The sequence below is a fragment of the Alteromonas sp. CI.11.F.A3 genome (genome assembly GCF_032925565.1).
Lineage (GTDB): Bacteria > Pseudomonadota > Gammaproteobacteria > Enterobacterales > Alteromonadaceae > Alteromonas.
The window spans coordinates 707,058-729,921 of the sequence record NZ_CP136708.1; the positions used below are offsets into that span (position 1 = coordinate 707,058).

26 protein-coding genes are annotated in these 22,864 nt (G+C 43.6%); 24 read left to right on the forward strand and 2 right to left on the reverse strand.

Going from position 1 to position 22,864, the window contains the following annotated elements:
* Positions 1-4: 4 nt before the first annotated feature.
* Positions 5-271 (reverse strand): PhoD-like phosphatase N-terminal domain-containing protein, encoded by a 267-nt coding sequence (locus tag R1T43_RS03075; protein WP_317352758.1) that lies wholly within the window; start codon positions 269-271, stop codon positions 5-7.
* A gap of 212 nt (positions 272-483) precedes the next feature.
* Here R1T43_RS03075 and rnr point away from each other — a divergent pair, with 212 nt between their 5' ends.
* From rnr to R1T43_RS03195, 24 genes are all read left to right on the forward strand, one after another.
* The gene (gene rnr, locus R1T43_RS03080) at positions 484-2,796 is read left to right on the forward strand and encodes a ribonuclease R (protein ID WP_317355637.1); all 2,313 of its coding nucleotides are present in this window, start codon (positions 484-486) and stop codon (positions 2,794-2,796) included.
* Positions 2,796-3,533, forward strand: a complete 738-nt coding sequence (rlmB, locus tag R1T43_RS03085; RefSeq protein ID WP_013786232.1) for a 23S rRNA (guanosine(2251)-2'-O)-methyltransferase RlmB — start codon at positions 2,796-2,798, stop codon at positions 3,531-3,533. Before rnr ends, rlmB begins: the two co-directional genes overlap by 1 nt.
* A 532-nt stretch (positions 3,534-4,065) precedes the next feature.
* A complete protein-coding gene (locus R1T43_RS03090; RefSeq protein WP_317355640.1) occupies positions 4,066-5,754 on the forward strand; it encodes a S8 family serine peptidase in 1,689 nt (562 codons plus the stop codon).
* Between the two features lie 233 nt (positions 5,755-5,987).
* On the forward strand, positions 5,988-7,364 hold the full coding sequence (locus R1T43_RS03095; RefSeq protein WP_317352762.1) for a DUF4397 domain-containing protein: 1,377 nt from the start codon (positions 5,988-5,990) through the stop codon (positions 7,362-7,364).
* A gap of 142 nt (positions 7,365-7,506) precedes the next feature.
* Positions 7,507-9,594 (forward strand): ATP-binding protein, encoded by a 2,088-nt coding sequence (locus R1T43_RS03100; protein ID WP_317352765.1) that lies wholly within the window; start codon positions 7,507-7,509, stop codon positions 9,592-9,594.
* A 346-nt stretch (positions 9,595-9,940) separates the two neighbouring features.
* Positions 9,941-10,309, forward strand: a complete 369-nt coding sequence (gene rplN / locus R1T43_RS03105; RefSeq protein WP_013786228.1) for a 50S ribosomal protein L14 — start codon at positions 9,941-9,943, stop codon at positions 10,307-10,309.
* Positions 10,310-10,321: 12 nt separating this feature from the next.
* Positions 10,322-10,636 carry a 50S ribosomal protein L24 gene (rplX, locus tag R1T43_RS03110; protein ID WP_013786227.1) on the forward strand — a complete coding sequence of 105 codons (315 nt, stop codon included), beginning with the start codon at positions 10,322-10,324 and terminating at the stop codon, positions 10,634-10,636.
* A 17-nt stretch (positions 10,637-10,653) separates the two neighbouring features.
* Positions 10,654-11,193, forward strand: coding sequence for a 50S ribosomal protein L5 (gene rplE / locus R1T43_RS03115; RefSeq protein ID WP_013786226.1), 540 nt, complete (start codon positions 10,654-10,656; stop codon positions 11,191-11,193).
* Between the two features lie 11 nt (positions 11,194-11,204).
* A complete protein-coding gene (gene rpsN / locus R1T43_RS03120) occupies positions 11,205-11,510 on the forward strand; it encodes a 30S ribosomal protein S14 (protein WP_013786225.1) in 306 nt (101 codons plus the stop codon).
* Between the two features lie 13 nt (positions 11,511-11,523).
* On the forward strand, positions 11,524-11,916 hold the full coding sequence (gene rpsH / locus R1T43_RS03125; RefSeq protein ID WP_013786224.1) for a 30S ribosomal protein S8: 393 nt from the start codon (positions 11,524-11,526) through the stop codon (positions 11,914-11,916).
* 13 nt (positions 11,917-11,929) lie between these two features.
* On the forward strand, positions 11,930-12,463 hold the full coding sequence (gene rplF, locus R1T43_RS03130; RefSeq protein WP_057795824.1) for a 50S ribosomal protein L6: 534 nt from the start codon (positions 11,930-11,932) through the stop codon (positions 12,461-12,463).
* Positions 12,464-12,475: 12 nt separating this feature from the next.
* Complete coding sequence (gene rplR / locus R1T43_RS03135; RefSeq protein WP_041453128.1) at positions 12,476-12,829, forward strand: 50S ribosomal protein L18; 354 nt, start codon at positions 12,476-12,478, stop codon at positions 12,827-12,829.
* A 9-nt stretch (positions 12,830-12,838) separates the two neighbouring features.
* Positions 12,839-13,339 (forward strand): 30S ribosomal protein S5, encoded by a 501-nt coding sequence (gene rpsE / locus R1T43_RS03140; RefSeq protein ID WP_013786221.1) that lies wholly within the window; start codon positions 12,839-12,841, stop codon positions 13,337-13,339.
* 6 nt (positions 13,340-13,345) lie between these two features.
* Positions 13,346-13,525, forward strand: a complete 180-nt coding sequence (gene rpmD / locus R1T43_RS03145) for a 50S ribosomal protein L30 (protein WP_013786220.1) — start codon at positions 13,346-13,348, stop codon at positions 13,523-13,525.
* 3 nt (positions 13,526-13,528) lie between these two features.
* A complete protein-coding gene (gene rplO / locus R1T43_RS03150) occupies positions 13,529-13,963 on the forward strand; it encodes a 50S ribosomal protein L15 (RefSeq protein WP_013786219.1) in 435 nt (144 codons plus the stop codon).
* Between the two features lie 5 nt (positions 13,964-13,968).
* Complete coding sequence (secY, locus tag R1T43_RS03155; protein ID WP_013786218.1) at positions 13,969-15,288, forward strand: preprotein translocase subunit SecY; 1,320 nt, start codon at positions 13,969-13,971, stop codon at positions 15,286-15,288.
* A 37-nt stretch (positions 15,289-15,325) separates the two neighbouring features.
* Positions 15,326-15,439, forward strand: coding sequence for a 50S ribosomal protein L36 (rpmJ, locus tag R1T43_RS03160; RefSeq protein ID WP_013786217.1), 114 nt, complete (start codon positions 15,326-15,328; stop codon positions 15,437-15,439).
* Positions 15,440-15,613: 174 nt separating this feature from the next.
* Positions 15,614-15,970, forward strand: a complete 357-nt coding sequence (rpsM, locus tag R1T43_RS03165) for a 30S ribosomal protein S13 (RefSeq protein ID WP_013786216.1) — start codon at positions 15,614-15,616, stop codon at positions 15,968-15,970.
* A 14-nt stretch (positions 15,971-15,984) separates the two neighbouring features.
* Positions 15,985-16,377: a 30S ribosomal protein S11 gene (gene rpsK, locus R1T43_RS03170; protein ID WP_013786215.1), complete on the forward strand. Its 393-nt coding sequence runs from the start codon at positions 15,985-15,987 to the stop codon at positions 16,375-16,377.
* A 24-nt stretch (positions 16,378-16,401) separates the two neighbouring features.
* Complete coding sequence (gene rpsD / locus R1T43_RS03175; protein ID WP_013786214.1) at positions 16,402-17,022, forward strand: 30S ribosomal protein S4; 621 nt, start codon at positions 16,402-16,404, stop codon at positions 17,020-17,022.
* A 19-nt stretch (positions 17,023-17,041) separates the two neighbouring features.
* Positions 17,042-18,031: a DNA-directed RNA polymerase subunit alpha gene (locus tag R1T43_RS03180; protein ID WP_041452624.1), complete on the forward strand. Its 990-nt coding sequence runs from the start codon at positions 17,042-17,044 to the stop codon at positions 18,029-18,031.
* Between the two features lie 41 nt (positions 18,032-18,072).
* Entirely contained in the window at positions 18,073-18,474 is a 402-nt protein-coding gene (gene rplQ, locus R1T43_RS03185; RefSeq protein ID WP_013786212.1) for a 50S ribosomal protein L17, read from the forward strand.
* A 215-nt stretch (positions 18,475-18,689) separates the two neighbouring features.
* Positions 18,690-20,096, forward strand: coding sequence for a mannose-1-phosphate guanylyltransferase/mannose-6-phosphate isomerase (locus R1T43_RS03190; RefSeq protein WP_317352790.1), 1,407 nt, complete (start codon positions 18,690-18,692; stop codon positions 20,094-20,096).
* A gap of 182 nt (positions 20,097-20,278) precedes the next feature.
* Positions 20,279-22,135 carry a hypothetical protein gene (locus R1T43_RS03195; protein ID WP_317352793.1) on the forward strand — a complete coding sequence of 619 codons (1,857 nt, stop codon included), beginning with the start codon at positions 20,279-20,281 and terminating at the stop codon, positions 22,133-22,135.
* Positions 22,136-22,201: 66 nt separating this feature from the next.
* Here R1T43_RS03195 and R1T43_RS03200 read toward each other — a convergent pair whose 3' ends face one another.
* Positions 22,202-22,699 carry a CatB-related O-acetyltransferase gene (locus tag R1T43_RS03200; RefSeq protein WP_269465666.1) on the reverse strand — a complete coding sequence of 166 codons (498 nt, stop codon included), beginning with the start codon at positions 22,697-22,699 and terminating at the stop codon, positions 22,202-22,204.
* Positions 22,700-22,864 lie beyond the last annotated feature (165 nt).

Genomic DNA, 22,864 nt, shown 5'->3' on the forward strand with positions numbered 1-22,864 from the left:
AGTGCTAAAAAAATCCCGTTTCGCTTTGAGCGATAACGGGATTTTTTGTTATTACTTCCCATAAAATATAAGCACTTGGGATACGCGTTTCGGGCAAAGCACGGGTCCAAAGAATTACGCTATTATGTAGAGGATCGCCGCTAGCAACACCATGAGTAAAGCTAGCATTATCTTGTGGTTTTTTAGTGGAAACACAGCCTGCTAAACCTGTTGCAATGGCAACACTGGCACCGGCGATTGAACCTAATTTAATAAAAGAACGTCTGTCCATAAAGCATGTCAGTAAGAGATATTTTTTTAGTGATTGAGAACTAAAGATATATCTAAAGTGTATGACAGTGGCATGGCAGTTTTATAACGTAATGTTTTGTGCAGATTGCTGTTATACTGTGCGTAAATCGAACGCTTTAAAATTGCTATGCGTAGAACATAGGCAACAGTGTTTGAAAAATGAATAAACTAACGAGGCGACAGAACAACTCTATGAGTGATGATCCGCATTATCAGCGCGAGAAAGAAAAGTACGAAAACCCGGTAGCAAGCCGGGAGTTTTTGATGAGTCTATTGAAAGAAGAAGACAAGCCACTGTCTTTTCTTGAAATATGTACGGCAGTCAATGCCGAAGAAGAAGATGCCCGTATAGGCATTCAGCGCCGCCTTCGCGCCATGGAGCGAGAAGGGCAAGTGCAGTTCACCCGTCAAAAGAAGTACATTCTTCAAGATCAAGATGAGTTGTTCCGCGGTAAAGTGATTGGCCACCGAGATGGCTTCGGCTTTTTACGCCCCGAAGATAAAAGCGGTGACCTTTTCATTAGCGCAGGCCAAATGAAACTGTTTTTGCATGACGATATTGTAGAAGCGCGCGTAAGCGGTACTGACCGCCGTGGTCGTAAAGAAGCCTTTATTACGCAAGTGGTAGAACCTCGTTCAGAGCCAATTGTTGGCCGCTACTTTGTAGAGCAAGGATTTGGCATGGTTGTGCCGGACGACAGTCGCCTACAGTATGAAATTGTTATTCCGCCAGAACATGTGCACGGCGCCCGCATGGGGCAAATAGTAGTGGTTGAGCTTACACAGCGCCCACGCCGTAAAATGAGCCCAGTGGGTAAAATTGTTGAAGTACTAGGTGAACATATGGCACCTGGTATGGAAATAGAAATGGCGCTTCGCACCTTTGATATTCCGCATCAATGGCCTAAAGGCGTTACTAAGCAAGTTAAAAGCCTTACCGAACAAGTGCCCGATGAAGCAAAAGAAGGGCGAATCGATTTACGTCAGCTTCCTCTTGTAACCATTGATGGTGAAGATGCGCGTGATTTTGATGATGCCGTATATTGTGAACCGCTAGACGATGGTGGTTGGCAACTTTGGGTAGCCATTGCCGATGTCAGTTACTACGTACGAAATGGCACAGCACTAGATGATGAAGCCCAACAGCGAGGCAACTCGGTGTATTTCCCCGAGCAAGTTATACCTATGCTGCCGGAAGTGCTTTCTAACGGCTTGTGTTCACTGAACCCAGAAGTTGATCGCTTGTGTATGGTGTGCGAGATGACCATTACTGCGCAAGGTAAGTTAGATACTTACCAATTCTATGAAGCCGTAATGAATTCACACGCTCGCCTAACGTACACTAAGGTATGGCAAATATTGCAAGGCGACAAAGACTTGCATCAACGATATGAAGCACAGGTGCCGCATTTGCGACATCTTCACGATTTATATCGTTCATTGAAAAAAGCCCGTCAGCACCGCGGTGCTATCGAGTTTGAAACCCAAGAAAGTAAGTTTGTATTTAACGCACAGCGTAAAATTGAAAACATCGTGCCGCTTATCCGTAACGATGCTCACAAACTTATTGAAGAGTGCATGATTTTAGCGAACGTGAGTGCTGCACTTACATTGTCGGAAAATGAAGCACCTACATTATATCGAGTACACGACAAACCAGACGCCGATAGGCTTACAGCCTTCACCAGCTACTTAGCTGAAATAGGTGTGCCGCACAAGATCACCGATGAAGCCTTACCGGCAGATTTCACCGACGTGGTATTAAAAACCCGTGGTCGCCCTGACGAAGAGCTTATTCAAACCATGTTGCTTCGTTCAATGAAGCAGGCTATTTATGATGGTGACAACCTAGGCCACTTTGGGCTAGCGCTTGAAGCTTACGCGCACTTTACGTCGCCTATTCGTCGTTACCCTGATTTGGTAGTTCACCGCGCATTAAAAGGGATTATTGCCAAGCAAAAGGGCAAAAATACGGTTTCAGGTGCAAAGAATTACACGGTTGAAGAAATTGAACAGCTAGGCGAACAATGCTCTATGACCGAACGTCGTGCCGACGATGCTACCCGTGATGTTGCAGACTGGCTTAAGTGTGAATTCATGCTTGACCACGTGGGTGACACTTTTGAAGGCGTAGTGAGTTCAGTAACCAACTTTGGTTTGTTTGTTCGCTTAACTGAATATCACATTGACGGCCTAGTACATATTACTTCACTTGATGACGATTTCTATCACTACGACCAAGTTAAACAAATACTGGCGGGTGAGTCGGGACATCGTCAATTTAGACTAGGCGATACAGTAGAAGTGAAAGTGGCTGCGGTTAACCTAGATGAAAGAAAGATTGATTTATTACTGGATAAGTCTATGCTGCGCGGCCCCGGCGGCAAGAAGGTTAAAGTAGCCAGTGCGAAAAAGCCGCCTAGAAATGCCAAGCGAGGCCCTAAAAAAGCTGCGCCTAAAGGCAAGGGGGCACCATCGCGTTCGAAGAAAGGGGGTAAGCGTTAATGGCACAGCAAGAATGGTTATATGGTTTACATGCAATGCAGTCGGTTCTAGAACAAGAACCAGAGCGTGTAATGGAAGTGATGGTATTAAAAGGCCGTAATGATGAGCGTTTAACTAATATTGTTAATCAAGCACGTCGTTTTGGTATATCAGTACAGTTTTGTCAGCGTAAAGCACTAGACGACAAAGTTAACGGCGAACAGCATCAAGGCGTCGTAGCCAGAGCGAAGCCCGCTCGTGTTATGGATGAAGCTGACCTAGATAGAATTCTAGATAAAGAAAGTAAGCCTTTATTGTTAGTACTTGACGGTATAACCGACCCGCATAACCTAGGCGCCTGTTTGCGTACTGCTGATGGTGCTGGTGTGCATGCGGTGGTAGTACCAAAAGATAAATCGGCTAGCCTTAATGGCACCGTGCGCAAAGTTGCATGTGGAGCCGCGGAAGTTATTCCACTTATTCAAGTCACTAACTTGGCCCGCACGTTAAAGCACCTACAAGACAAAGGTTTATGGATTGTGGGTACGGCGGGTGAAACCGACAAAACCCTTTACGATATAAAACTAGATGGCCCAACTGCATTAGTGATGGGCGCTGAAGGTAAAGGCATGCGCAGGTTAACGAAAGAAACCTGCGATGAATTAGTGAAGTTGCCTATGGCAGGTAGTGTAAGTAGCCTGAATGTATCGGTAGCCACTGGTGTTTGCTTGTACGAGATAGTGCGACAACGTGGCTAACGAGCCTTAATTTAGTAGGTATACAACTCGTCGCTATATAAGTATTCGCTACAGACTTATTCGCAAAACACAGAAGCCGTTAACGTATTCGTTAGCGGCTTTTTCGTTTCTGAAAAACACTAAGTAGAAAGTAAAATTAGTTAGTTAATATTTAAGCTTTATTAATTACTTAATTCATATTTACTTACAAATTGAGGCTTTACGCCCGAACCACACGCCACGCCTGCATTTACTAAAATTCCAACATTACTTAAGCACAATCCATTCTGCAACTTACGTATATATTTTGAACGTGAGGAACATTTCGTAATACTTAACTCATTGATTCTATGTTTAATAGTTAAACGGTGCGCATTTGATGTTTTACTGAATGCCACAACAAAAGGCATGTGGGCCGTTTGCGAATTTGAGCATGGAGTGCTTTCGTAGGAAGTAGCGTTTGCCCTGAATGTCTATTAATAACAACGAAGTTTCAAAAACGCTGTAAAGCGTTGAAACACGACAAGACAGATAACAGGAAATAATAGTGAATATGAAACACACAAGTATATCAGCCATCGCCCTTGCAGTATCTGTAGGGTTGGTAAGTCACGCTGCAACAGCAGCAATAACGAAAAATACGACAGCGACAAACACAACCAATGCACCAGTAAAAGTTGAAGAGAAAAAGGCGTCGCTTCAATCTTTACTTGGTAAACGACTTGTTCTAAAGGGCGAGTCTGCACAAGAAAAACAGCGCTATATTATTAAATTCAAAGAAACATTAACGACAGATGTTATTAGCAATGCCAGTAGCAGTAAATCTGGCTCATCTGAGCTAGTTCAAGCCACTAAGTCTACCGTAAAGCGACCTTTTGAAGTGCAATCTGCCCGCAGTGAAATACAAAAGGTGGGAGGAGATGTTCGTAAAGAGCTTGGAAAGCATCGCATGATGGCGGCGTCTTTAAGCCGCAGTGCCCTTAATAAATTGCGTAACAATGCAAATGTAGAAAGTATTGAAGTAGATGTAAAACGTACAACTATGGCGCAAACTACTCCTTATGGTTACACCATGGTTCAAGCCAATCAGCTTTCGCAAGCAGATACTACCGCTCGCCGTGTATGTGTTATCGACACAGGGTACAACCTAGGGCATCCGGATTTACCTGGCACCAATGATGGTGTTACCGGTCAGGCGAATAATAGTGCTGTTGGGAATTGGTATAACGATGGCAACGGTCATGGTACCCATGTTGCTGGCACTATTGCCGCCTATGACAATAGTGAAGGAGTTATTGGTGTTTACCCTGGCGTGAATCTGCATATTGTTAAAATATTCAATGACAATGGCGATTGGACCTACGCCTCTGATCTTATTGATGCCATTTCACAGTGTCAAAGTGCGGGGGCTAACGTGGTAAACATGAGCTTAGGTGGCGGCAGCGCTTCTACAACCGAGCAAAACGCAATGCAAAGCTTTACCGATGATGGCTTGTTACTCGTCGCTGCGGCAGGTAACGCAGGTACGAGTGCGAAATCATATCCTGCCTCTTATGACGCAGTAATGTCGGTTGCCGCTGTAGATTCAAATGAAAATAGAGCAAGCTACAGTCAGTACAATGATCAGGTTGAAATAGCCGCACCCGGTAGTGCCGTTTATTCAACATACCCCACAGACACCTATGCTTCTTTAAGTGGAACGTCAATGGCTACCCCTCACGTTGCAGGTGGCGCGGCCTTGGTGTGGAGTTACTTCCCACAGTGCTCAAATACGCAGATACGTAATGCATTAACATCGGCGGCCGAAGATAAGGGCGCAAATGGACGTGATAACTTGTACGGTTTTGGGCTTATGCAACTTGAGGATGCCTACAGCTACCTGAACACTAATGGGTGCGGCGGCGGTGGCGGTTCAGATCCAGGTACCGACCCAACCGTTGAGCCTGTATCAGGTCAGCTTACCGGACTATCTGCATCACAAAGCAATTGGAATCGCTATACATGGACCATTCCTGAAGGCGTGACTACCATGACAGTGCAAACATCTGGCGGTAGCGGTGATGCAGACTTGTACATGAAGTTTGGTTCTCAGCCAGAAACCAATGACTTTGACTGCCGTCCTTACGAGAATGGTAATAATGAAGTGTGTACGTTCCAAGCACCTGCTGCAGGCACGTGGCATATCGGAATTCGTGCTTACACGACATACAGTGGCGTAACGTTATCGTATTCGTATGAATAGATAGTTAGCCCACAAATACAATGCTCGCCCCTATTACCTGATGAGCAGGTAATAGGGGCTTTTCTGTATAGAAAGACAAAATACTTTTGTCGTGAATTGTCAGCTTTGTAAAGGCAGCGTAAAGGTGTGAACTATAACAAGCTTTGTAGTGCCATACGGCAGTATAGTTCACGCCTTTCTGGGCAGTGTAACTCCCTTCAAACAATCACGAATTTAGTAAGGACGTTCAGTATATGCAATTTCAATTTCCGGCTTGGTTACGAAACGTAGCTATCGGTCTGGTGGCAATTTCAGGGCTAGCTGCTTGTGGCGGCTCTGACAGCAGCTCCGATTACTCGTATGCTTATATACAATTCTATAATGCTTCACCAAATGGTGCGAATGTAGAAATGCGAGAAGTCGATGGAGATAGCTTTGGCTCTGCGCAATTCGGTGATACTACCGCGATGTACTCAATGGACAACGGTGAAATTGAACTCGAGTTCATTCGTACCGACTCCGATGACCAAGAAGTGCTTATCGATACTTACACCGTTAATCTAAAAAATGGTGACAAGCGTCTTATCGTAATGAGTGGCGATTTTGCATCACCTATTATTAGCGATTACAGCTATACCCGTGAAACGCTAGAAGACCATTTCAGGTTATTCGCATTGTCTGTAACTATTGATGAAGGTTCTTACGACTTTTATTTAGCTGAATCAGGCGACCCATTTGAAGCTGCAAACTTCTTAGGCACAGTAACTGCGTCTGAAATGATTGAGTTTGATTACTGGGATCCAGATGATGACAGCGATTACTTCGACGAAGATGAGTACACTATTTACTTAACAGAGCCGGGTAGCACTGAAGTTATATTTGAATCTCAGACACTAGACTTTGCTTACGAGACTGAATACCTTCTCACTATGCGTGATGTAAGTGGTGCAATCCAATCAGGTTTGGTTGTAGATACTATCTTGAACTCATCTTCAGTGACGGCGTTAACCGACGTTGAAGCAGATTCACAGTACCGTATTTATAACTCAACCAATATTACTACAGCACTTGATGTGACCTTTGGTGGTAACACAGATGAAGAAGATGTTGCTTTTTCTCTTGATGCGGGTGAGTTATCTGAATTCACTGAAATTGGATACGGTGATTACCGCGTAACGGTAACCGATACATCTGGTGAAGCTACTACGCTTAGCAATAAGCTTATCACCTTAAACCAAGGTGAAAGTAAAGCGATTCTAATCTATGAAAAAGCTGGCGCACTTGGCGCGGTTACATTCGTAGAAAGTGGTCTGCCTCAAGCGTACGATAAAACTGTGAACTTCATTAACTTGGTTGAAGACTTTGATGATGTGGATTTTTATCTTGTGCGTAACGATGAAACTATCGATACCGCAGAATACGATCTTCAAAACCTTGAATTTGGCGAAACAGACAGTGAAGTATTACCGTCTGATTACTACGAAATCATTGCTGTTTACGAAGATGATAACGAAGAGCAGATTCTATTAGATAGAACAGCATTGTTCGGATTTAACGAAGAAGAAAACTATATTGTTACAGTAGAGCCAGCAGATACAGCAACAGGCTATGAAATTAACATTTTGTATTAATCACTTATGTGAAAACTATACTAATTGCTAATGCTGGTATGCTTTCAATACCGAGAGTTTAAGTTACCTTTAAAAAGACTATTACTTTTCCGTAATGGTCTTTTTTGCCTTTAGGGCTTTTAAAAGGAGGGCTTAAATCCTCATGAGTGTAATTAAAGATCTTCACCAAATTACCACAGATGGCGCATTGTCCTTCAGTGAAAAAGTGGCCCGTTTACTCGAAATTGGCACAGAAGTATTAGGCCTTGAAACCGGTATTGTTAGCTATGTGCATAATGGCACCTACACGGTGGTGCAGGCCATTTCTCCGTTGAATGAAATTGTCAGTGGCGCTGAATTTTCCCTCTCTGACACGTATTGCGCTGATACCGTCAATGCAAATGGCATTGTGGCTTACAACGACGTAGACTTTTTGCCAGGCAATAGCCACCCTTGCTATGCGCTTTACACATTAAAAAGCTATTTAGCGACCCCTATACATGTGAATGCGGCCTTATATGGCACACTAAACTTCTCTTCTACTACGTCGAAGGGCGACGGATTCACAGCCTTAGATTATGACTATTTACTGCTACTTGCCGATTGGATAGGAGCGGAAGTGGCTCGTGAACAAGCGTTAAGCGAAATCATTTCTCAGAAAAATGCTTTAGAAGAACAAAACGCGCTGTTAAACCAGATTACCGAATTGGCGGGCGTAGGCACGTGGGAACTCGATTTAGAGATGAGTTCGCTTACGTGGTCTGCGTCTTTGAAACGCATGTTACAAATAAACGAAAAGCAAGAGATCACCCCGTCCCATGCACTTAAGTTTATGGCTAACAAAAAAGTGCGAAGTGTATACGAATCTAAAATGGAAGAAATTGCCATAACCGGTAGTGATTGGGCTTATGAGTTCGAGGTAATTACCGATGGGGGAGAAAAACGGTGGTTAGAAAGCCGTGCACATCCCATTATGAAGAATGGAACATGCCAAAAAATCATCGGTGCAACACGGGATATAACCGAGCGATTCAACACCACACAATCGTTGAAGCAAAAAACCGCGATTGCAGAGCAAGCCCTTAAAGCACGTAGTGAGTTCCTTGCGAACATGAGCCATGAAATACGAACCCCCATTCATGGTGTACAAGGCATGCTCGAAACCCTTTGTGGTACATCGCTTAACGAAAAGCAGAAAGAGTATACCCATGTTGCTATGCGCAGCTCAGAATCGTTGCTCAACATAGTGAATGATATTTTAGATTTCTCAAAAATCGATTCAGGGCATATGACCTACGATGTAGAGCCGATAAATTTGAAAGAATTAATTGAGCAACAAGTGCCTATGTTTAGGCGTTTGGCCGATAAAAAGGGAATTGAATTTATCACAGAAACGGCGGCAGTTTCAGATACGTTATTCCTTGCTGATTCGTTAAGGTTAAGCCAGATTCTAGTGAACCTTATCAATAACGCGGTGAAGTTTACCGAAGAAGGTTCCATTAAAATTAGTACGCGATGTACGAAATATGGTGCGGGTCGCTATAGGGTTAAGTTGATAATAACGGATACGGGTATTGGGATTAGTGAAGAGCAGCAAAAAGTCATTTTTTCGCCATTCCTTCAGGCTGAAGAGTCAACACAACGACGTTTTGGCGGCACAGGTTTAGGGTTAGCCATAGTAAACAATATTGTTGAGCATTATGAAGGCAGTGTTGAAGTATCAAGCGCGATTGGGGAAGGCGCGCGATTTATCGTTACCATGACCCTAGACTGTGCAAATGCCGGATCGTTGAAAGAAAAAACTGTCGCAGCCAATAAGACCACGGCACTTTGTAAAAGAGTGTTGTCGGAATCTCGGGTATTAGTGGTTGAAGATAACGAAATAAATCAGATAGTCATTAAAGAGCAACTAAAAGAAATTGGCGTGTCGGTAGAGCTAGCTAACAACGGTGCATTAGGTCTCGCAAAGGTGAAAAGTGCTATTGCAAGGAAAAAGCCATACGATCTTATCTTTATGGATTGCCACATGCCGGTGATGGATGGGTTAGCTGCCACGAAAGAAATTAGAGCGCTAGGTGAAACAATACCTATCATTGCACTCACTGCAAACGCGCTGAGTGGAGAAAAGGAAAAGTGTTTACGAGCAGGAATGGATGACTTTATATCAAAACCTGTAGGCGTTTCGCGGTTAGGTGACTGTATTAACTATCACTTGTCTTATAAACAGGAGAGGTTTAAAGATCCTGCTTGATAACCAAAATTTGGTTATCTGCCCCGGCTATGCTGGGGCTTTTTTATTGGTGTGTTATGGATGTACATTAAATCACAAGACAAATTATAAATTCTTGCGTATGATTCACATCAGTTTCTGACACTATTCATGTCATGTGTCATGCGACCCCCCCGCATTTCAGAAACGATTTACTTAATTTCCCTATCGATTAAAAATAATCCAATTTAACGCTATCTCTATCCCAAAATTTCTGTTATAGTTTCGCGCCCTTTTTATGGGGGTATGTATATAAATTCAACAATGTTTGTTGGGTTTAGCAGCAATAACGACTCGGCAGAGTCTCATAATAGAGCGGAGCACTAACATGATCCAAATGCAAACTAACCTGGACGTTGCAGACAACAGCGGCGCTCGCAGGGTTCAGTGTATTAAGGTTCTTGGTGGCTCGCATCGCCGTTATGCAGGTATCGGTGACATCATCAAAGTTACTGTGAAGGAAGCAATTCCTCGCGGTAAAGTTAAAAAAGGTGACGTACTGAATGCAGTGGTGGTGCGTACTAGAAAAGGCGTTCGTCGCGCAGATGGTTCATCCATTCGTTTTGACGGCAACGCAGCTGTTTTGCTTAACGCAAACAAGCAACCAATTGGTACGCGTATCTTTGGACCGGTAACCCGTGAGTTGAGAAGTGAAAACTTCATGAAAATCATCTCATTGGCCCCAGAGGTACTATAAGGAGTCACGATAATGGCTAATAAAATTCGTCGTGATGATGAAGTAGTCGTATTAGCGGGTAAAGACAAAGGCAAACAAGGCAAAGTCCTTAAAGTGCTTATTGCTGATAACCGTGTAATTATAGAAGGTGTTAATCTTATCAAGAAGCACACTAAGCCAAACCCTCAATTGGGTGTAGCTGGTGGGATTGTTGAGAAAGAAGCTTCTATTCACGTTTCTAATGTTGCGATTGTTAACCCGGCAACGGGCAAAGCAGATCGCGTTGGTTTCCGTTTCGAAGATGAGAAGAAAGTTCGTTTCTTCAAATCTAACGGCGAACTTGTTTAATTATATTGGAGAGTACGATGGCGAAACTGCATGATTTCTATAAAGAAACAGTAGTAGCTGAACTTGCTAAGCAGTTCGGGTACAAAAGCGTCATGCAAGTCCCTCGGATTGAAAAAATCACTCTAAACATGGGTTTAGGTGAAGCAATTGCTGACAAGAAGGTGCTTGAGAATGCTCAAGCTGACATGGCGGCTATCGCCGGTCAGAAGCCGATTGTTACAGTTGCTAGAAGATCAGTAGCGGGCTTTAAAATCCGTGAAGGTTATCCGATTGGCTGTAAAGTAACCTTACGCGGCGAGCGTATGTGGGAATTCCTTGAGCGTTTGATTTCAATCGCTATCCCACGAGTTCGCGACTTCCGTGGTTTGAACCCTAAGTCATTCGACGGTCGTGGTAACTACAGCATGGGCGTGCGTGAGCAAATCATTTTCCCTGAAATCGATTTCGATAAAGTGGATAAAGTTCGTGGTATGGATATTACTATCACTACCAGTGCGGACTCAAATGAAGAAGCACGTGCTCTGCTGGACGCGTTCAACTTCCCATTTAAAAAGTAGGGTGTAGGGTTATGGCAAAAGAATCAATGAAGGCCCGTGAAGTAAAGCGCGCTAAGCTAGTAGCTAAGTACGCAGAAAAACGTGCCGCACTTAAAGCGACTATCAGCGATGTTAACGTATCTGAAGAAGAGCGTTGGGACGCTGTTCTTAAGCTACAACAACTGCCACGTGACTCAAGTTCTTCACGTCAGCGTAACCGCTGCCGCGTAACTGGTCGTCCACATGGTTACCTTCGCAAATTCGGTCTTAGCCGTATCAAACTGCGTGAAGCAGCGATGCGCGGCGAAGTCCCTGGCCTTAAAAAAGCCAGCTGGTAAGGAGTAGCTGATAATGAGCATGCAAGATCCTATCGCGGATATGTTTACCCGCATCCGTAACGGCCAAATGGCAGAGAAAGTTTCTGTAGTTATGCCTTCTTCTAAACTTCGCGTAGCAATTTGTGAAGTATTAAAGTCTGAAGGTTATATTACTGACTTCGCTGCATCTGGTGACGTTAAGCCTGTTTTAGAAGTTACGCTTAAGTACTTCGAAGGCAAGCAAGTAATTGACACTATTGAGCGTGTAAGCCGCCCAGGTCTGCGCATCTATAAGAAAAAAGATGAGCTTCCTAAAGTAATGGGTGGATTGGGTGTCGCGATCGTGTCGACTTCTAAAGGTGTGATGACTGACCGTGCAGCGCGTAACGCTGGCATGGGCGGTGAGATCATCGGTTATGTAGCATAACGGAGGAGTTGAAATGTCACGAGTAGCAAAAGCCCCAGTAGACTTGGTTTCAGGTGTAGATATTTCTATCGCTGGCCAAGAAATTACCGCAAAAGGTAGTAAAGGCACTTTGACCCGCGTTTTTAACGACGCTGTAGAAGTTGTACAAGAAGAAAACCAACTGAAAGCACTTCCTCGTGAAGGTTTCGCTGACAGCTGGGCGCAAGCAGGTACTGCTCGCTCTCTTCTTAATGCAATGGTTCAAGGTGTTTCACAAGGTTTTGAGAAAAAGCTTCAGTTAAATGGTGTTGGTTACCGTGCGCAAGCACAAGGTAGCAAACTAAACCTGACGCTTGGTTTCTCTCACCCAGTAGTATACGAGATGCCTGAAGGCATTACCGTTGAAACGCCTACGCAAACTGAAATCGTCGTGAAAGGCGCCGATAAGCAGGTTGTAGGACAGGTTGCGGCGAACATTCGCGCTTACCGTCCACCAGAGCCTTACAAAGGTAAAGGTGTACGTTACGCTGACGAACATGTACGTCGTAAAGAAGCTAAGAAAAAGTAGGTGGGTGATACGATGGATAAGAAAACAGCTCGCATTCGTCGCGCTACACGCGCACGAGCAAAAATTCGTGAACTGGCCGCGCATCGCTTGGTAATTAACCGTACACCTCGCCACATCTATGCTCAGTTAATCGCTCCTAGCGGTTCTGAAGTATTAGCAGCGGCTTCTACTGTAGATAAAGAACTTGCAAAAGATCTTAAGTCAACAGGTAACGCTGAAGCAGCGGCGATAGTCGGTAAAGCAATTGCAGAACGCGCTAAAGAGAAAGGCATTGAAAAAGTGGCTTTCGATCGTAGTGGTTTTAAATACCACGGTCGCGTTAAGGCATTAGCTGATGCAGCTCGCGAAGCTGGCCTTCAGTTCTAGGAGTTTATAATGGCTAAACAAGAAGTTCAGAACGGTGAACTATTAGAGAAATTGATTGCTGTAAACCGCGTATCTAAAGTGGTTAAAGGTGGTCGTATCTTTAGTTTCACTGCATTGACAGTAGTGGGTGACGGTAATGGTCGCGTAGGTTTCGGTTACGGTAAAGCACGTGAAGTGCCTGCTGCAATCCAGAAAGCTATGGAAAAGGCACGTCGCAACATGGTTGACGTTGACCTTAACGGCCACACGTTACAGCACCCAATTAAAGGTCGTCACTCTGGCTCTAAAGTCTACATGCAGCCTGCATCAGAAGGTACCGGTATTATTGCCGGCGGTGCAATGCGTGCAGTACTTGAAGTAGCTGGTGTACAGAACGTACTTTCAAAATGTTACGGTTCTACGAACCCAATCAACGTTGTTCGTGCAACAATCAACGCGCTGACAGAGATGAATTCTCCAGCGAAAGTTGCTGCGAAGCGTGGATTGTCTGTATCAGAAATTTTGGGGTAATCAGACATGGCAACGATTAAAGTAAAGCAAACTAAAAGTGCGATTGGCCGTTTGCCAAAGCACAGAGCTACGCTTAAAGGTTTAGGCCTTCGTAAAATCAACCATGTTCGTGAACTGGAAGATACGCCAAGTGTACGCGGCATGATTCACCGTGTTAATTACATGGTCGAAATAGTCGAGGAGTAAGTTATGCGTTTAAATACTATTGCTCCTGCTCCAGGAGCTAAACATTCTGGTAAGCGTACTGGTCGTGGTATCGGTTCAGGTCTAGGTAAAACAGGTGGCGCAGGTCACAAAGGTCAAAAAAGCCGTTCAGGTGGCCGTGTTAAGCCAGGATTTGAAGGTGGTCAGATGCCACTTCAGCGTCGTCTTCCTAAATTCGGTTTCACTTCACGCAAGAGCTTCGTTACTGATGAAGTAACGCTTGCAGAAATCGCAAAGGTTGATGGTGATACAGCATCTCTAGAAACTTTAAAAGCAGCTGGTCTTGTGAAAAAAGAGATCCAGTTCGTTAAAGTTATCAAGAGCGGCGAAGTATCACGCGCTGTTACAGTAAGCGGTTTAAAGGTTACTAAAGGCGCTAAAGAAGCGATTGAAGCTGCTGGCGGTAAAGTAGAGGAATAAGCTAGATGGCTAAACCAGGATTGGATTCAGGCGCGAAAAGCGGCTTGAGTGAGCTTAAAGCAAGATTGTTGTTCGTACTCGGTGCGATTGTTGTGTTCAGATTAGGTTCTTACGTTCCTATTCCGGGCATCGATCCAGCTGTACTTGCTGACTTGTTCGAGCAACAGAAAGGTACCATTGTAGAAATGTTTAACATGTTCTCCGGTGGTGCGCTTGAGCGTGCATCCGTTCTGGCTTTGGGCATCATGCCATACATTACTGCATCAATTATTATGCAGTTGCTCTCGGTGGTTCATCCTCCGATGATAGAGCTTAAAAAAGAAGGCGAAGCAGGTCGTCGTAAAATTAGCCAGTACACACGTTATTTAACGTTGGTGTTGGCTATCTTCCAATCAATTGGAATTTCGACGGGTCTGCCTAACCTAATTAATGGACTGGTATTGAACCCTGGCTTCGGATTCTACTTTACGGCAGTAGTGAGCTTGGTCACAGGAACTATGTTCCTAATGTGGTTAGGTGAGCAAATTACTGAACGAGGTATCGGTAACGGTATTTCTATATTGATATTTGCTGGTATTGTTGCCGGTCTACCAACAGCGATAGGTCAGACGGCAGAACAAGCAAGACAAGGCGACATTAACTTGTTGTTCTTGTTGTTGATGGCTGTGATTGTTATTGCGCTTACATACCTAGTGGTATTTGTAGAGCGCGGACAGCGCAGAATTGTGGTAAACTATGCAAAGCGTCAGCAAGGCCGTCAGGTTTTTGCCGCGCAAAGCACGCATTTACCACTGAAAGTCAACATGGCTGGTGTTATTCCACCCATCTTTGCTTCCAGCATCATTTTGTTTCCGGGTACTATCGCAGGATGGTTCGGACAGAATGAATCTACAGCGTGGTTGCAGGACGTAGCACTTATGCTATCTCCAGGTCAGCCTCTGTATGTGATGTTATATGCAACAGCGATAATCTTCTTCTGCTTCTTCTACACGGCGTTGGTTTTCAACCCGCGTGAAACTGCGGATAACTTGAAGAAGTCTGGTGCGTTTGTACCAGGTATTCGTCCTGGTGAGCAAACATCACGTTATATCGATAAGGTAATGACTCGTCTGACTCTGGCAGGCGCACTATACATAACCTTTATTTGTTTGGTGCCTGAATTCATGCTGATTGCCTGGAATGTGCCGTTCTACTTCGGTGGTACGTCGCTTCTAATTATCGTGGTGGTTATCATGGACTTTATGGCACAGGTGCAGACGCATTTGATGAGTAGTCAATATGAGTCTGTTCTGAAGAAAGCTAATCTTAAAGGCTACGGCCGTTAAGTTAGCCCCTTAATATATAAGATAGGGGAGTGATGTAATGAAAGTTCGTGCATCAGTTAAAAAGATTTGCCGTAACTGTAAAGTTATCAAACGCAACGGTGTTGTGCGCGTAATTTGTACAGAGCCGAAGCATAAGCAAAGGCAAGGTTAATCTACGCGGTACTGAATACTCGCAAAGCCAATAAGCAGGGCCTGACTTATACTTATCAGGTTCTGCTGGTTTTGTTTAAAGTATTCAGAACCTAAATATTTGCAATTTAGTTGACGGGTAAGTATCCTATCGGGCTTTTTAGGTCGTCAACAATAAATTAGAGGAGTGCTGTTAATGGCCCGTATCGCTGGCATTAACATTCCTGAGCACAAGCATGCTGTAATCGCTATCCAAGCGATCTATGGCGTTGGTCCTACACGTGCTAAAAGCATTTGTGTAGGTGCTGGTGTTGCAGAAGATACAAAGATCAAAGAGCTAGACGAAGCGACTATTGATAAGCTTCGTGACGAAGTGGCTAAATTTACCGTTGAAGGTGATTTACGCCGTGAAGTCTCTATGAGCATCAAACGTTTGATGGACCTGGGTTGCTTCCGTGGTATTCGCCACCGTCGTAGCTTGCCTCTACGTGGTCAGCGCACTAAAACTAATGCGCGTACCCGTAAAGGTCCTCGTAAGCCAATTAAGAAGTAAACGGGGAATAAGTTATGGCTAAAGCACCAGCTCGTAGTACGCGTAAGCGCGCTAAACGTCAGGTTGCAGACGGTATGGCTCATATCCATGCGTCTTTCAACAACACAATTGTGACTATTACAGACCGTCAAGGCAATGCATTAGCATGGGCGACATCTGGTGGTTCAGGTTTCCGTGGTTCACGTAAATCTACCCCATTTGCTGCACAGGTTGCTGCAGAGCGTGCAGGTGTTGCTGCACAAGAATACGGTCTTAAAAACCTAGAAGTGTTTGTAAAAGGTCCAGGTCCAGGCCGTGAGTCTGCGATCCGTGCTCTTAACGCTACTGGTTATAAGATCACAAATATTACCGATGTGACACCAATTCCTCACAACGGTTGTCGTCCACCGAAAAAACGTCGCGTTTAATCGACGGACAGTTGGAGAAAGATCATGGCAAGATATTTGGGTCCAAAACTCAAACTTAGCCGTCGCGAAGGAACTGATTTGTTCCTTAAAAGCGGCGTTCGCGCAATCGATTCTAAATGTAAAATCGATACAGCGCCTGGTCAGCATGGAGCCCGTCGTGGCCGTTTGTCTGACTACGGTGTTCAGCTGCGTGAAAAACAAAAAGTTCGTCGTATGTATGGCGTTCTTGAAAAGCAATTCCGCAACTACTATAAAGAAGCTGCACGTCTAAAAGGGAACACAGGTGAAAACTTGTTACAACTTTTAGAAAAGCGTCTTGATAACGTAGTTTACCGTATGGGATTTGCTAGCACACGTGCTGAAGCACGTCAGCTAGTTAGCCACAAGGCGATCATGGTAAATGGTCAAGTTGTGAACATTCCATCATTCAACGTTTCTGCCGAAGACGTGGTTTCTGTTCGTGAAAAAGCTAAGAAGCAAGCTCGTATCGTAGCTGCTTTGGAACTGGCTGACCAACGCGAGAAGCCAACTTGGATTGAAGTAGACAGCACGAAAATGGAAGGTACTTTTAAGCGCCTACCAGAAAGAACTGATTTGTCTGCGGAAATTAACGAACAGTTGATCGTTGAACTTTACTCTAAGTAAAGCTAACTAAAGAGGAAGCATTGTGGGTTCTGTGACTGAATTCCTTAAACCGAGACTAGTTGAGATCGAAAACGTTTCTCCTACTCGTGCCAAAGTAACTTTGGAACCACTAGAGCGCGGCTTTGGCCACACTCTAGGTAACGCCCTACGTCGTATCTTGTTGTCATCCATGCCAGGATGCGCAGTTACTGAAGTAGAAATTGATGGCGTTCTTCACGAGTACAGCACCAAAGAAGGTGTGCAAGAAGACGTAATTGAAATCTTGCTAAATCTTAAAGGTTTAGCGGTTCGCCTTGAAGGTAAAACTGAGGCAACCCTAACTCTAGTGAAATCTGGCGCTGGCCCTGTTGTTGCTGGTGACATTCAGCATGATGGCGACGTAGAAATTGTTAACCCTGACCACTTAGTTTGTACTTTAACTGGCGAAGCTGAAATCAGCATGCGTATTAAAGTAGAAATGGGTCGCGGTTATGTACCAGCTTCTACCCGTCGCTCCTCTGAAGAAGATGATCGTCCAATTGGTCGTTTGTTAGTTGATGCTTCATACAGCCCAGTAGAGCGTATAGCTTACAGTGTAGAGTCTGCCCGTGTTGAACAACGCACAGACCTAGACAAATTGATTATCGATATGGAAACGAACGGTACTTTAGATCCTGAAGAAGCGATCCGCCGTTCTGCGACTATCCTAGCTGAACAGCTTGATGCATTCGTAGATTTACGTGATGTATCTGAGCCAGAAGCGAAAGAAGAGAAGCCGGAATTTGATCCGATTCTACTTCGCCCAGTTGATGACCTAGAGCTAACTGTACGTTCTGCTAACTGTTTAAAAGCAGAAGCTATCCAGTACATTGGTGACCTGGTTCAGCGTACTGAGGTTGAGCTACTTAAAACGCCAAACCTTGGTAAAAAATCGCTAACTGAAATCAAAGATGTTCTAGCATCTCGTGGACTTTCTCTAGGTATGCGCCTAGAAAACTGGCCGCCTGAGAGCATCGCTGAAAAAGATTAATCAGGTTTTTAATAAACTGATTTGTAGAGAAGGATAAAACTATGCGCCATCGTAAGAGTGGTCGTCAGTTGAATCGCAACAGCAGCCATCGTCAAGCTATGTTTAAGAACATGGCCGGCTCTTTGGTCAAGCACGAAGTGATCAAAACGACGTTACCAAAAGCGAAAGAATTACGTCGCGTTATTGAGCCTCTTATCACTATGGCTAAGCAAGACAGCGTTGCAAACCGCCGTTTAGCTTTCGCCCGCACTGGTGATAAAGAAGTTGTTGGTAAACTATTCAACGAGCTTGGTCCTCGTTACGAAGCTCGCCCAGGCGGATACACTCGCATTCTTAAATGCGGACTCCGTGCTGGCGACAATGCCCCTATGGCATACGTTGAACTAGTAGACCGTCCAGTTGTTGAAGCTGAAGAAGAAGCAGTAGAAGCAACTGAAGAGTAATTAATACTCTCAATTCTGAGTTATCAGAATTATTAAAAAACCCGGCTTAGGCCGGGTTTTTTGTTTTTTGAAATTTAATATTTGTGCTAACTGATAATTAATCAAGTTAATTGCTGGAAGCGCCGTTTCATACAACAAAGATTCTTTGTATACTTTAATAAATAATAGAAGTATCAGGATGTGAGAGTTCTCTCACCTCATTAAGGAATAGAAGCATGAAACCAGTAGTACTTGCAGGCGGCACCGGAAGCCGCTTATGGCCAAAATCACGAGCGGCGTTACCTAAACAGTTTTTGTCGCTCACATCCGATAACACCATGTTGCAAGACACTATTGTTCGTTTGAATGGTACTAAAGCCCAAAGCCCCATTTTCATATGTAATGATGCACACCGATTTCTAGTTGCAGAGCAACTACGTCAAAAAGACATTCAGCATGGCGGTATTTTACTGGAGCCAGTTGGCCGAAATACTGCACCAGCTATTGCACTAGCAGCGTTGCATGCAACGATGAATGGTGAAGATCCTGTTTTACTCGTACTAGCAGCCGACCATTTAATCAAAGACGAACCCGCATTTCATTCTGCAATTGAAAAAGCAGAAAAATTAGCAGGGCAAGGTAAGTTGGTGACGTTTGGTATAGTGCCAGATCAACCACACACAGGCTATGGCTACATTAAAGCAGGAAGTGGATTGGCAGACGGGTTTGAAGTTGCTGAGTTTGTTGAGAAACCTGCGCTTGAAACTGCAAAAGGGTATGTCGATTCTGGTGACTATTACTGGAATAGTGGCATGTTTATGTTTAAAGCTAGCAGATATTTACAAGAGCTTGAGAAATACAGCCCTGAAATGCTAGATGTCTGTAAACGCGCCATTGACACTGAAATCCCAGACCTAGATTTTATTCGCGTCGATCATGATATTTTTGCTACCTGCCCAGATGACTCTATCGATTATGCTGTAATGGAAAAAACTGATAGTGCTGCCATGGTTCCACTTGATGCCCAGTGGAGTGATGTAGGTAGCTGGACTTCGTTGTGGGAAACAGCGGAAAAAGACGAAAATGGCAACGTTTCTGTTGGTGATACTATTTTAGAAAATACTAAAAATAGCTATGTGAACGCAGAGCAACGTCTTGTATCTGTCATTGGTCTGGAAGACGTTATTGTGGTTGAAACCAAAGATGCGGTGATGGTCGCTCATAAAGACGATGCTCAGAGTATCAAGAACGTGGTAAACAAACTAAAAGCTGAAAAACGCCCTGAATTTCAGTTCCATCGTGAAGTATTTCGCCCTTGGGGCAGTTACGATTCAATTGATAATGGGGCTCGTTTCCAAGTTAAGCGAATTACTGTTAAGCCTGGCGAAAAACTGTCGGTTCAAATGCACCATCACCGCGCTGAACACTGGATCGTGGTATCGGGCAGTGCCAATGTAACCATAGATGACAAAACTACATTAGTCACCGAGAACCAATCGGTTTACATTCCTATAGGGGCTGTTCACGCTCTAGAAAATCCGGGTAAAATCCAACTGGAGCTTATTGAAGTGCAGTCAGGCGCCTATTTAGGCGAAGATGACATAGTACGCTTTTCTGATAGATATGGGCGTGTTGCTAAATAATTGTTAAGCAAATTAGTTGCCGGGTAAGTGAAATAAGAGTAATTTGTTTAAAACTGATAAAAAATAAAAATCATCCAAACAGTTTTTACCCACTATGCAATATCTTTCGACCGGCCTTTGCCGGTCTTTTATTTACTAGAGTATGTATGGATTAGTTCTTTCTGTTCAAAAGGATTTGATTTATGAAAAATAGATTGTTCTTGTTCTCCATTGTTATCAGCATTTTACAATTAACTGCTTGCAGCAGTGAAGATAAAACATATGACTTAGACTTAAGCATATCGGGGTTAGACTCTGGCTCACTTACTGTCGAATCTAGTTTAGGCGAACGAGTAAGTATAAACTCTAGCGGAGTGTATAGATTTAAAAATGGTTTTAAATCACTGGACGAAGCAAATGTAAGTATAATCTCACAACCAGTTGGTTTGTTATGTGAAAATACACAAAACTCAACCCAAGATAATATTAAATTAGTAAATATCGAGTGTCATGGCGCACCAGCCCCATCAATATTATCTATAAACTATGATGTCAAAAAAATTAATCTAGAATGGGTTAACAATTCGTCAAAAAATATGTCCCACTCTATTCTTCTTCGCCAACGTGAAAGCGATACGTTTGTCCCAATCAAACGCGGGATTTCAAGTACCTCTTTTGAACTCATTGTGAATAGCTATGAGTACGCGAGTGCGGAAATCATCATTGAAACTTGTAATTCGCTGGGATGCGCACAGTCAGAAGTTTCGAGCGTTAGCGAAAATTTAATAGAAATAATAGGGTTTACTGAGTTAGACAGTGTGGATGAGAACTTCTATTACGGTCGTGAAGTGTCGGTTTCCAGTGAAGCTAATTTGTTATTAGTAAGTGCAAGTAAGAAGTCTTCAGAAGTGGAAAGTGGACTTGAATACCGTTTTGGCTCTGTCTACCTATACTCCTTAACCACTGGATCGCCCGCAGAAGTTGAAAAGTTTGAGCTACCGAACGCTGAGCTTGATTTTGGAGAAGGAGTCGGGGTTTCTGATAACGGTCATGTTTTAGTTATTCTAGGAGAGGTTGTTTCACAAACAGATTCATCGGAAAAGCTAAATGGAATTTATATCTATGAGAAAGAATCAGGAGGTTCATGGCTCTTAAGTCAAACAATCGCTCTAGATGGCTTAAACGATTGGCATTTTGGCAATGCTATTGATTTAACGTATTCGGGGAATTTGATTGTACTTACAAACTTTAAATATGGAGACTCTCTAGGGCGAACGGTTGTTTTAGAAAGAGGCCAAGATGACAGTTACCATTTTTCTGTTATCGAAGACCCAACTTCTGGCCATATGTCAACAGGTTACGGTAGTTCCATATCAGTATCTAGAGACGGTAGCTTCTTTATTGTAGGTTCTCCGCGAGAAGATGAAAAAGTTATAGAAATCGATGATGACGAATTTCCTACGTTTACTTATACCGAAGGAGCAGCTTTTGTGTATGAGAAATTAGATGGCGAATGGTCAGTTACTTCTAAACTGAAATCGAGCTCTCCAAGAATTGACGAAGCATTTGGCACTGGATTAAATATATCAGATGACGGCCAATTAATTGCGGTAGGTTCTCCGGGGGGAGAGGGCTCTTCAGGTAAAGTAGAAATTTTTGTTATAAAAGACGGATTGTGGAGCCAAGCTCATTTATTAAACTCACCTTCTCCTTCACCCTATTTAGAAGACCGTTTCGGTTACTCCTTGTCATTCAATCATGGTGCCGATGGTTTATTCATTGGCGCACCGGGCGAAAAAAGCGACTTAGTTGGTATAACAAAGGTATCTTCTCAGAACGTAGGCTCGAATGATTCAGGAGCTATATATCACTACAGTATTAACTCCACCGAACATTGGGAAAATAAAACTCTTATTAAATCTAAAGTTAATTTCAGATATGAAGGATTTGGTAAAGAGGTTCTTTTAACAGAATCTGGCACTTTAATTGCCGCGGGATTTAACTACCCAGCGATAGTAGGTGAAAGGAAAGAGTCACCTGGCGGCTTCTATATTTACTAGTAAGCCTATAGCTCGCTTGTTGAAATGAGTAGTTTTGCGCAAGCGAGCAATCAGTTAAAGCTCTACTCAATCAAACACTTCATGAAACTTAACCATTGAAGGCTCATAGCGCTCTATGCTACCAGATTCTATTTTTTCTCTTAATTTATCACATAATTCTTTAGGCTCAGCATCAGCTTTAATTTCCTTAAAATCCGTGTAGGCATAGTTCCACCATTGAATTTCCGTCAAATTTTCTATTTCTGTTTCTGAAAACCGATACTTAACAACTTTAGCCGGAACACCAGCGACAACAGCGTAAGGAGGAACGTCTTTTGTAACTACGGCTCTCGTGGCGATTACTGCGCCATTGCCGATAGATATTCCGGTAGCTAAAGTTACGTTATTACCTATCCAAACATCGTGGCCAATAGTAATGGAGAGGTCTTGCTTCTGATGTGGATTAGCAATTTGATAAGGTCTATCTAGTTCAGCATCTTGCGCTGACGATGTAGATAGTATAAATGTTGGATTGTAGGTAACTGCAGAGCTGGAAAAGCGTTCTATAGGATGCTTTTCTCCCATCACACTAGCACCGCTAGCTATGGAGCAGTATCTTCCAACAACAGTATGCTCTGGTAGCTCGCTCCATGAATACGAGAAAGAGCCCATAGTATGCAACTTATTACCTTCAAAAAGCCAGTATAGGGCTCTGCAAATGAACTAGAAAAGAAGCTAACTCGTTCATTC

Bases quoted from the DNA above. Each gene is read 5' to 3' on its own strand.
- R1T43_RS03195 (WP_317352793.1), top strand. From the start codon at position 20,279: ATGAAAAATAGATTGTTCTTGTTCTCCATTGTTATCAGCATTTTACAA.
- rpmD (WP_013786220.1), top strand. From the start codon at position 13,346: ATGGCAACGATTAAAGTAAAGCAAACTAAAAGTGCGATTGGCCGTTTG.
- rplX (WP_013786227.1), top strand. From the start codon at position 10,322: ATGGCTAATAAAATTCGTCGTGATGATGAAGTAGTCGTATTAGCGGGT.
- rplE (WP_013786226.1), top strand. From the start codon at position 10,654: ATGGCGAAACTGCATGATTTCTATAAAGAAACAGTAGTAGCTGAACTT.
- rplQ (WP_013786212.1), top strand. From the start codon at position 18,073: ATGCGCCATCGTAAGAGTGGTCGTCAGTTGAATCGCAACAGCAGCCAT.
- rpsH (WP_013786224.1), top strand. From the start codon at position 11,524: ATGAGCATGCAAGATCCTATCGCGGATATGTTTACCCGCATCCGTAAC.
- rlmB (WP_013786232.1), top strand. From the start codon at position 2,796: ATGGCACAGCAAGAATGGTTATATGGTTTACATGCAATGCAGTCGGTT.
- R1T43_RS03100 (WP_317352765.1), top strand. From the start codon at position 7,507: ATGAGTGTAATTAAAGATCTTCACCAAATTACCACAGATGGCGCATTG.
- rpsM (WP_013786216.1), top strand. From the start codon at position 15,614: ATGGCCCGTATCGCTGGCATTAACATTCCTGAGCACAAGCATGCTGTA.
- rplO (WP_013786219.1), top strand. From the start codon at position 13,529: ATGCGTTTAAATACTATTGCTCCTGCTCCAGGAGCTAAACATTCTGGT.
- rpsK (WP_013786215.1), top strand. From the start codon at position 15,985: ATGGCTAAAGCACCAGCTCGTAGTACGCGTAAGCGCGCTAAACGTCAG.
- rpsE (WP_013786221.1), top strand. From the start codon at position 12,839: ATGGCTAAACAAGAAGTTCAGAACGGTGAACTATTAGAGAAATTGATT.
- rpmJ (WP_013786217.1), top strand. From the start codon at position 15,326: ATGAAAGTTCGTGCATCAGTTAAAAAGATTTGCCGTAACTGTAAAGTT.
- R1T43_RS03095 (WP_317352762.1), top strand. From the start codon at position 5,988: ATGCAATTTCAATTTCCGGCTTGGTTACGAAACGTAGCTATCGGTCTG.
- R1T43_RS03075 (WP_317352758.1), bottom strand. From the start codon at position 271: ATGGACAGACGTTCTTTTATTAAATTAGGTTCAATCGCCGGTGCCAGT.
- rplN (WP_013786228.1), top strand. From the start codon at position 9,941: ATGATCCAAATGCAAACTAACCTGGACGTTGCAGACAACAGCGGCGCT.
- rplR (WP_041453128.1), top strand. From the start codon at position 12,476: ATGGATAAGAAAACAGCTCGCATTCGTCGCGCTACACGCGCACGAGCA.
- rnr (WP_317355637.1), top strand. From the start codon at position 484: ATGAGTGATGATCCGCATTATCAGCGCGAGAAAGAAAAGTACGAAAAC.
- R1T43_RS03200 (WP_269465666.1), bottom strand. From the start codon at position 22,699: ATGGGAGAAAAGCATCCTATAGAACGCTTTTCCAGCTCTGCAGTTACC.
- R1T43_RS03090 (WP_317355640.1), top strand. From the start codon at position 4,066: ATGAAACACACAAGTATATCAGCCATCGCCCTTGCAGTATCTGTAGGG.
- R1T43_RS03190 (WP_317352790.1), top strand. From the start codon at position 18,690: ATGAAACCAGTAGTACTTGCAGGCGGCACCGGAAGCCGCTTATGGCCA.
- rplF (WP_057795824.1), top strand. From the start codon at position 11,930: ATGTCACGAGTAGCAAAAGCCCCAGTAGACTTGGTTTCAGGTGTAGAT.
- secY (WP_013786218.1), top strand. From the start codon at position 13,969: ATGGCTAAACCAGGATTGGATTCAGGCGCGAAAAGCGGCTTGAGTGAG.
- rpsN (WP_013786225.1), top strand. From the start codon at position 11,205: ATGGCAAAAGAATCAATGAAGGCCCGTGAAGTAAAGCGCGCTAAGCTA.
- rpsD (WP_013786214.1), top strand. From the start codon at position 16,402: ATGGCAAGATATTTGGGTCCAAAACTCAAACTTAGCCGTCGCGAAGGA.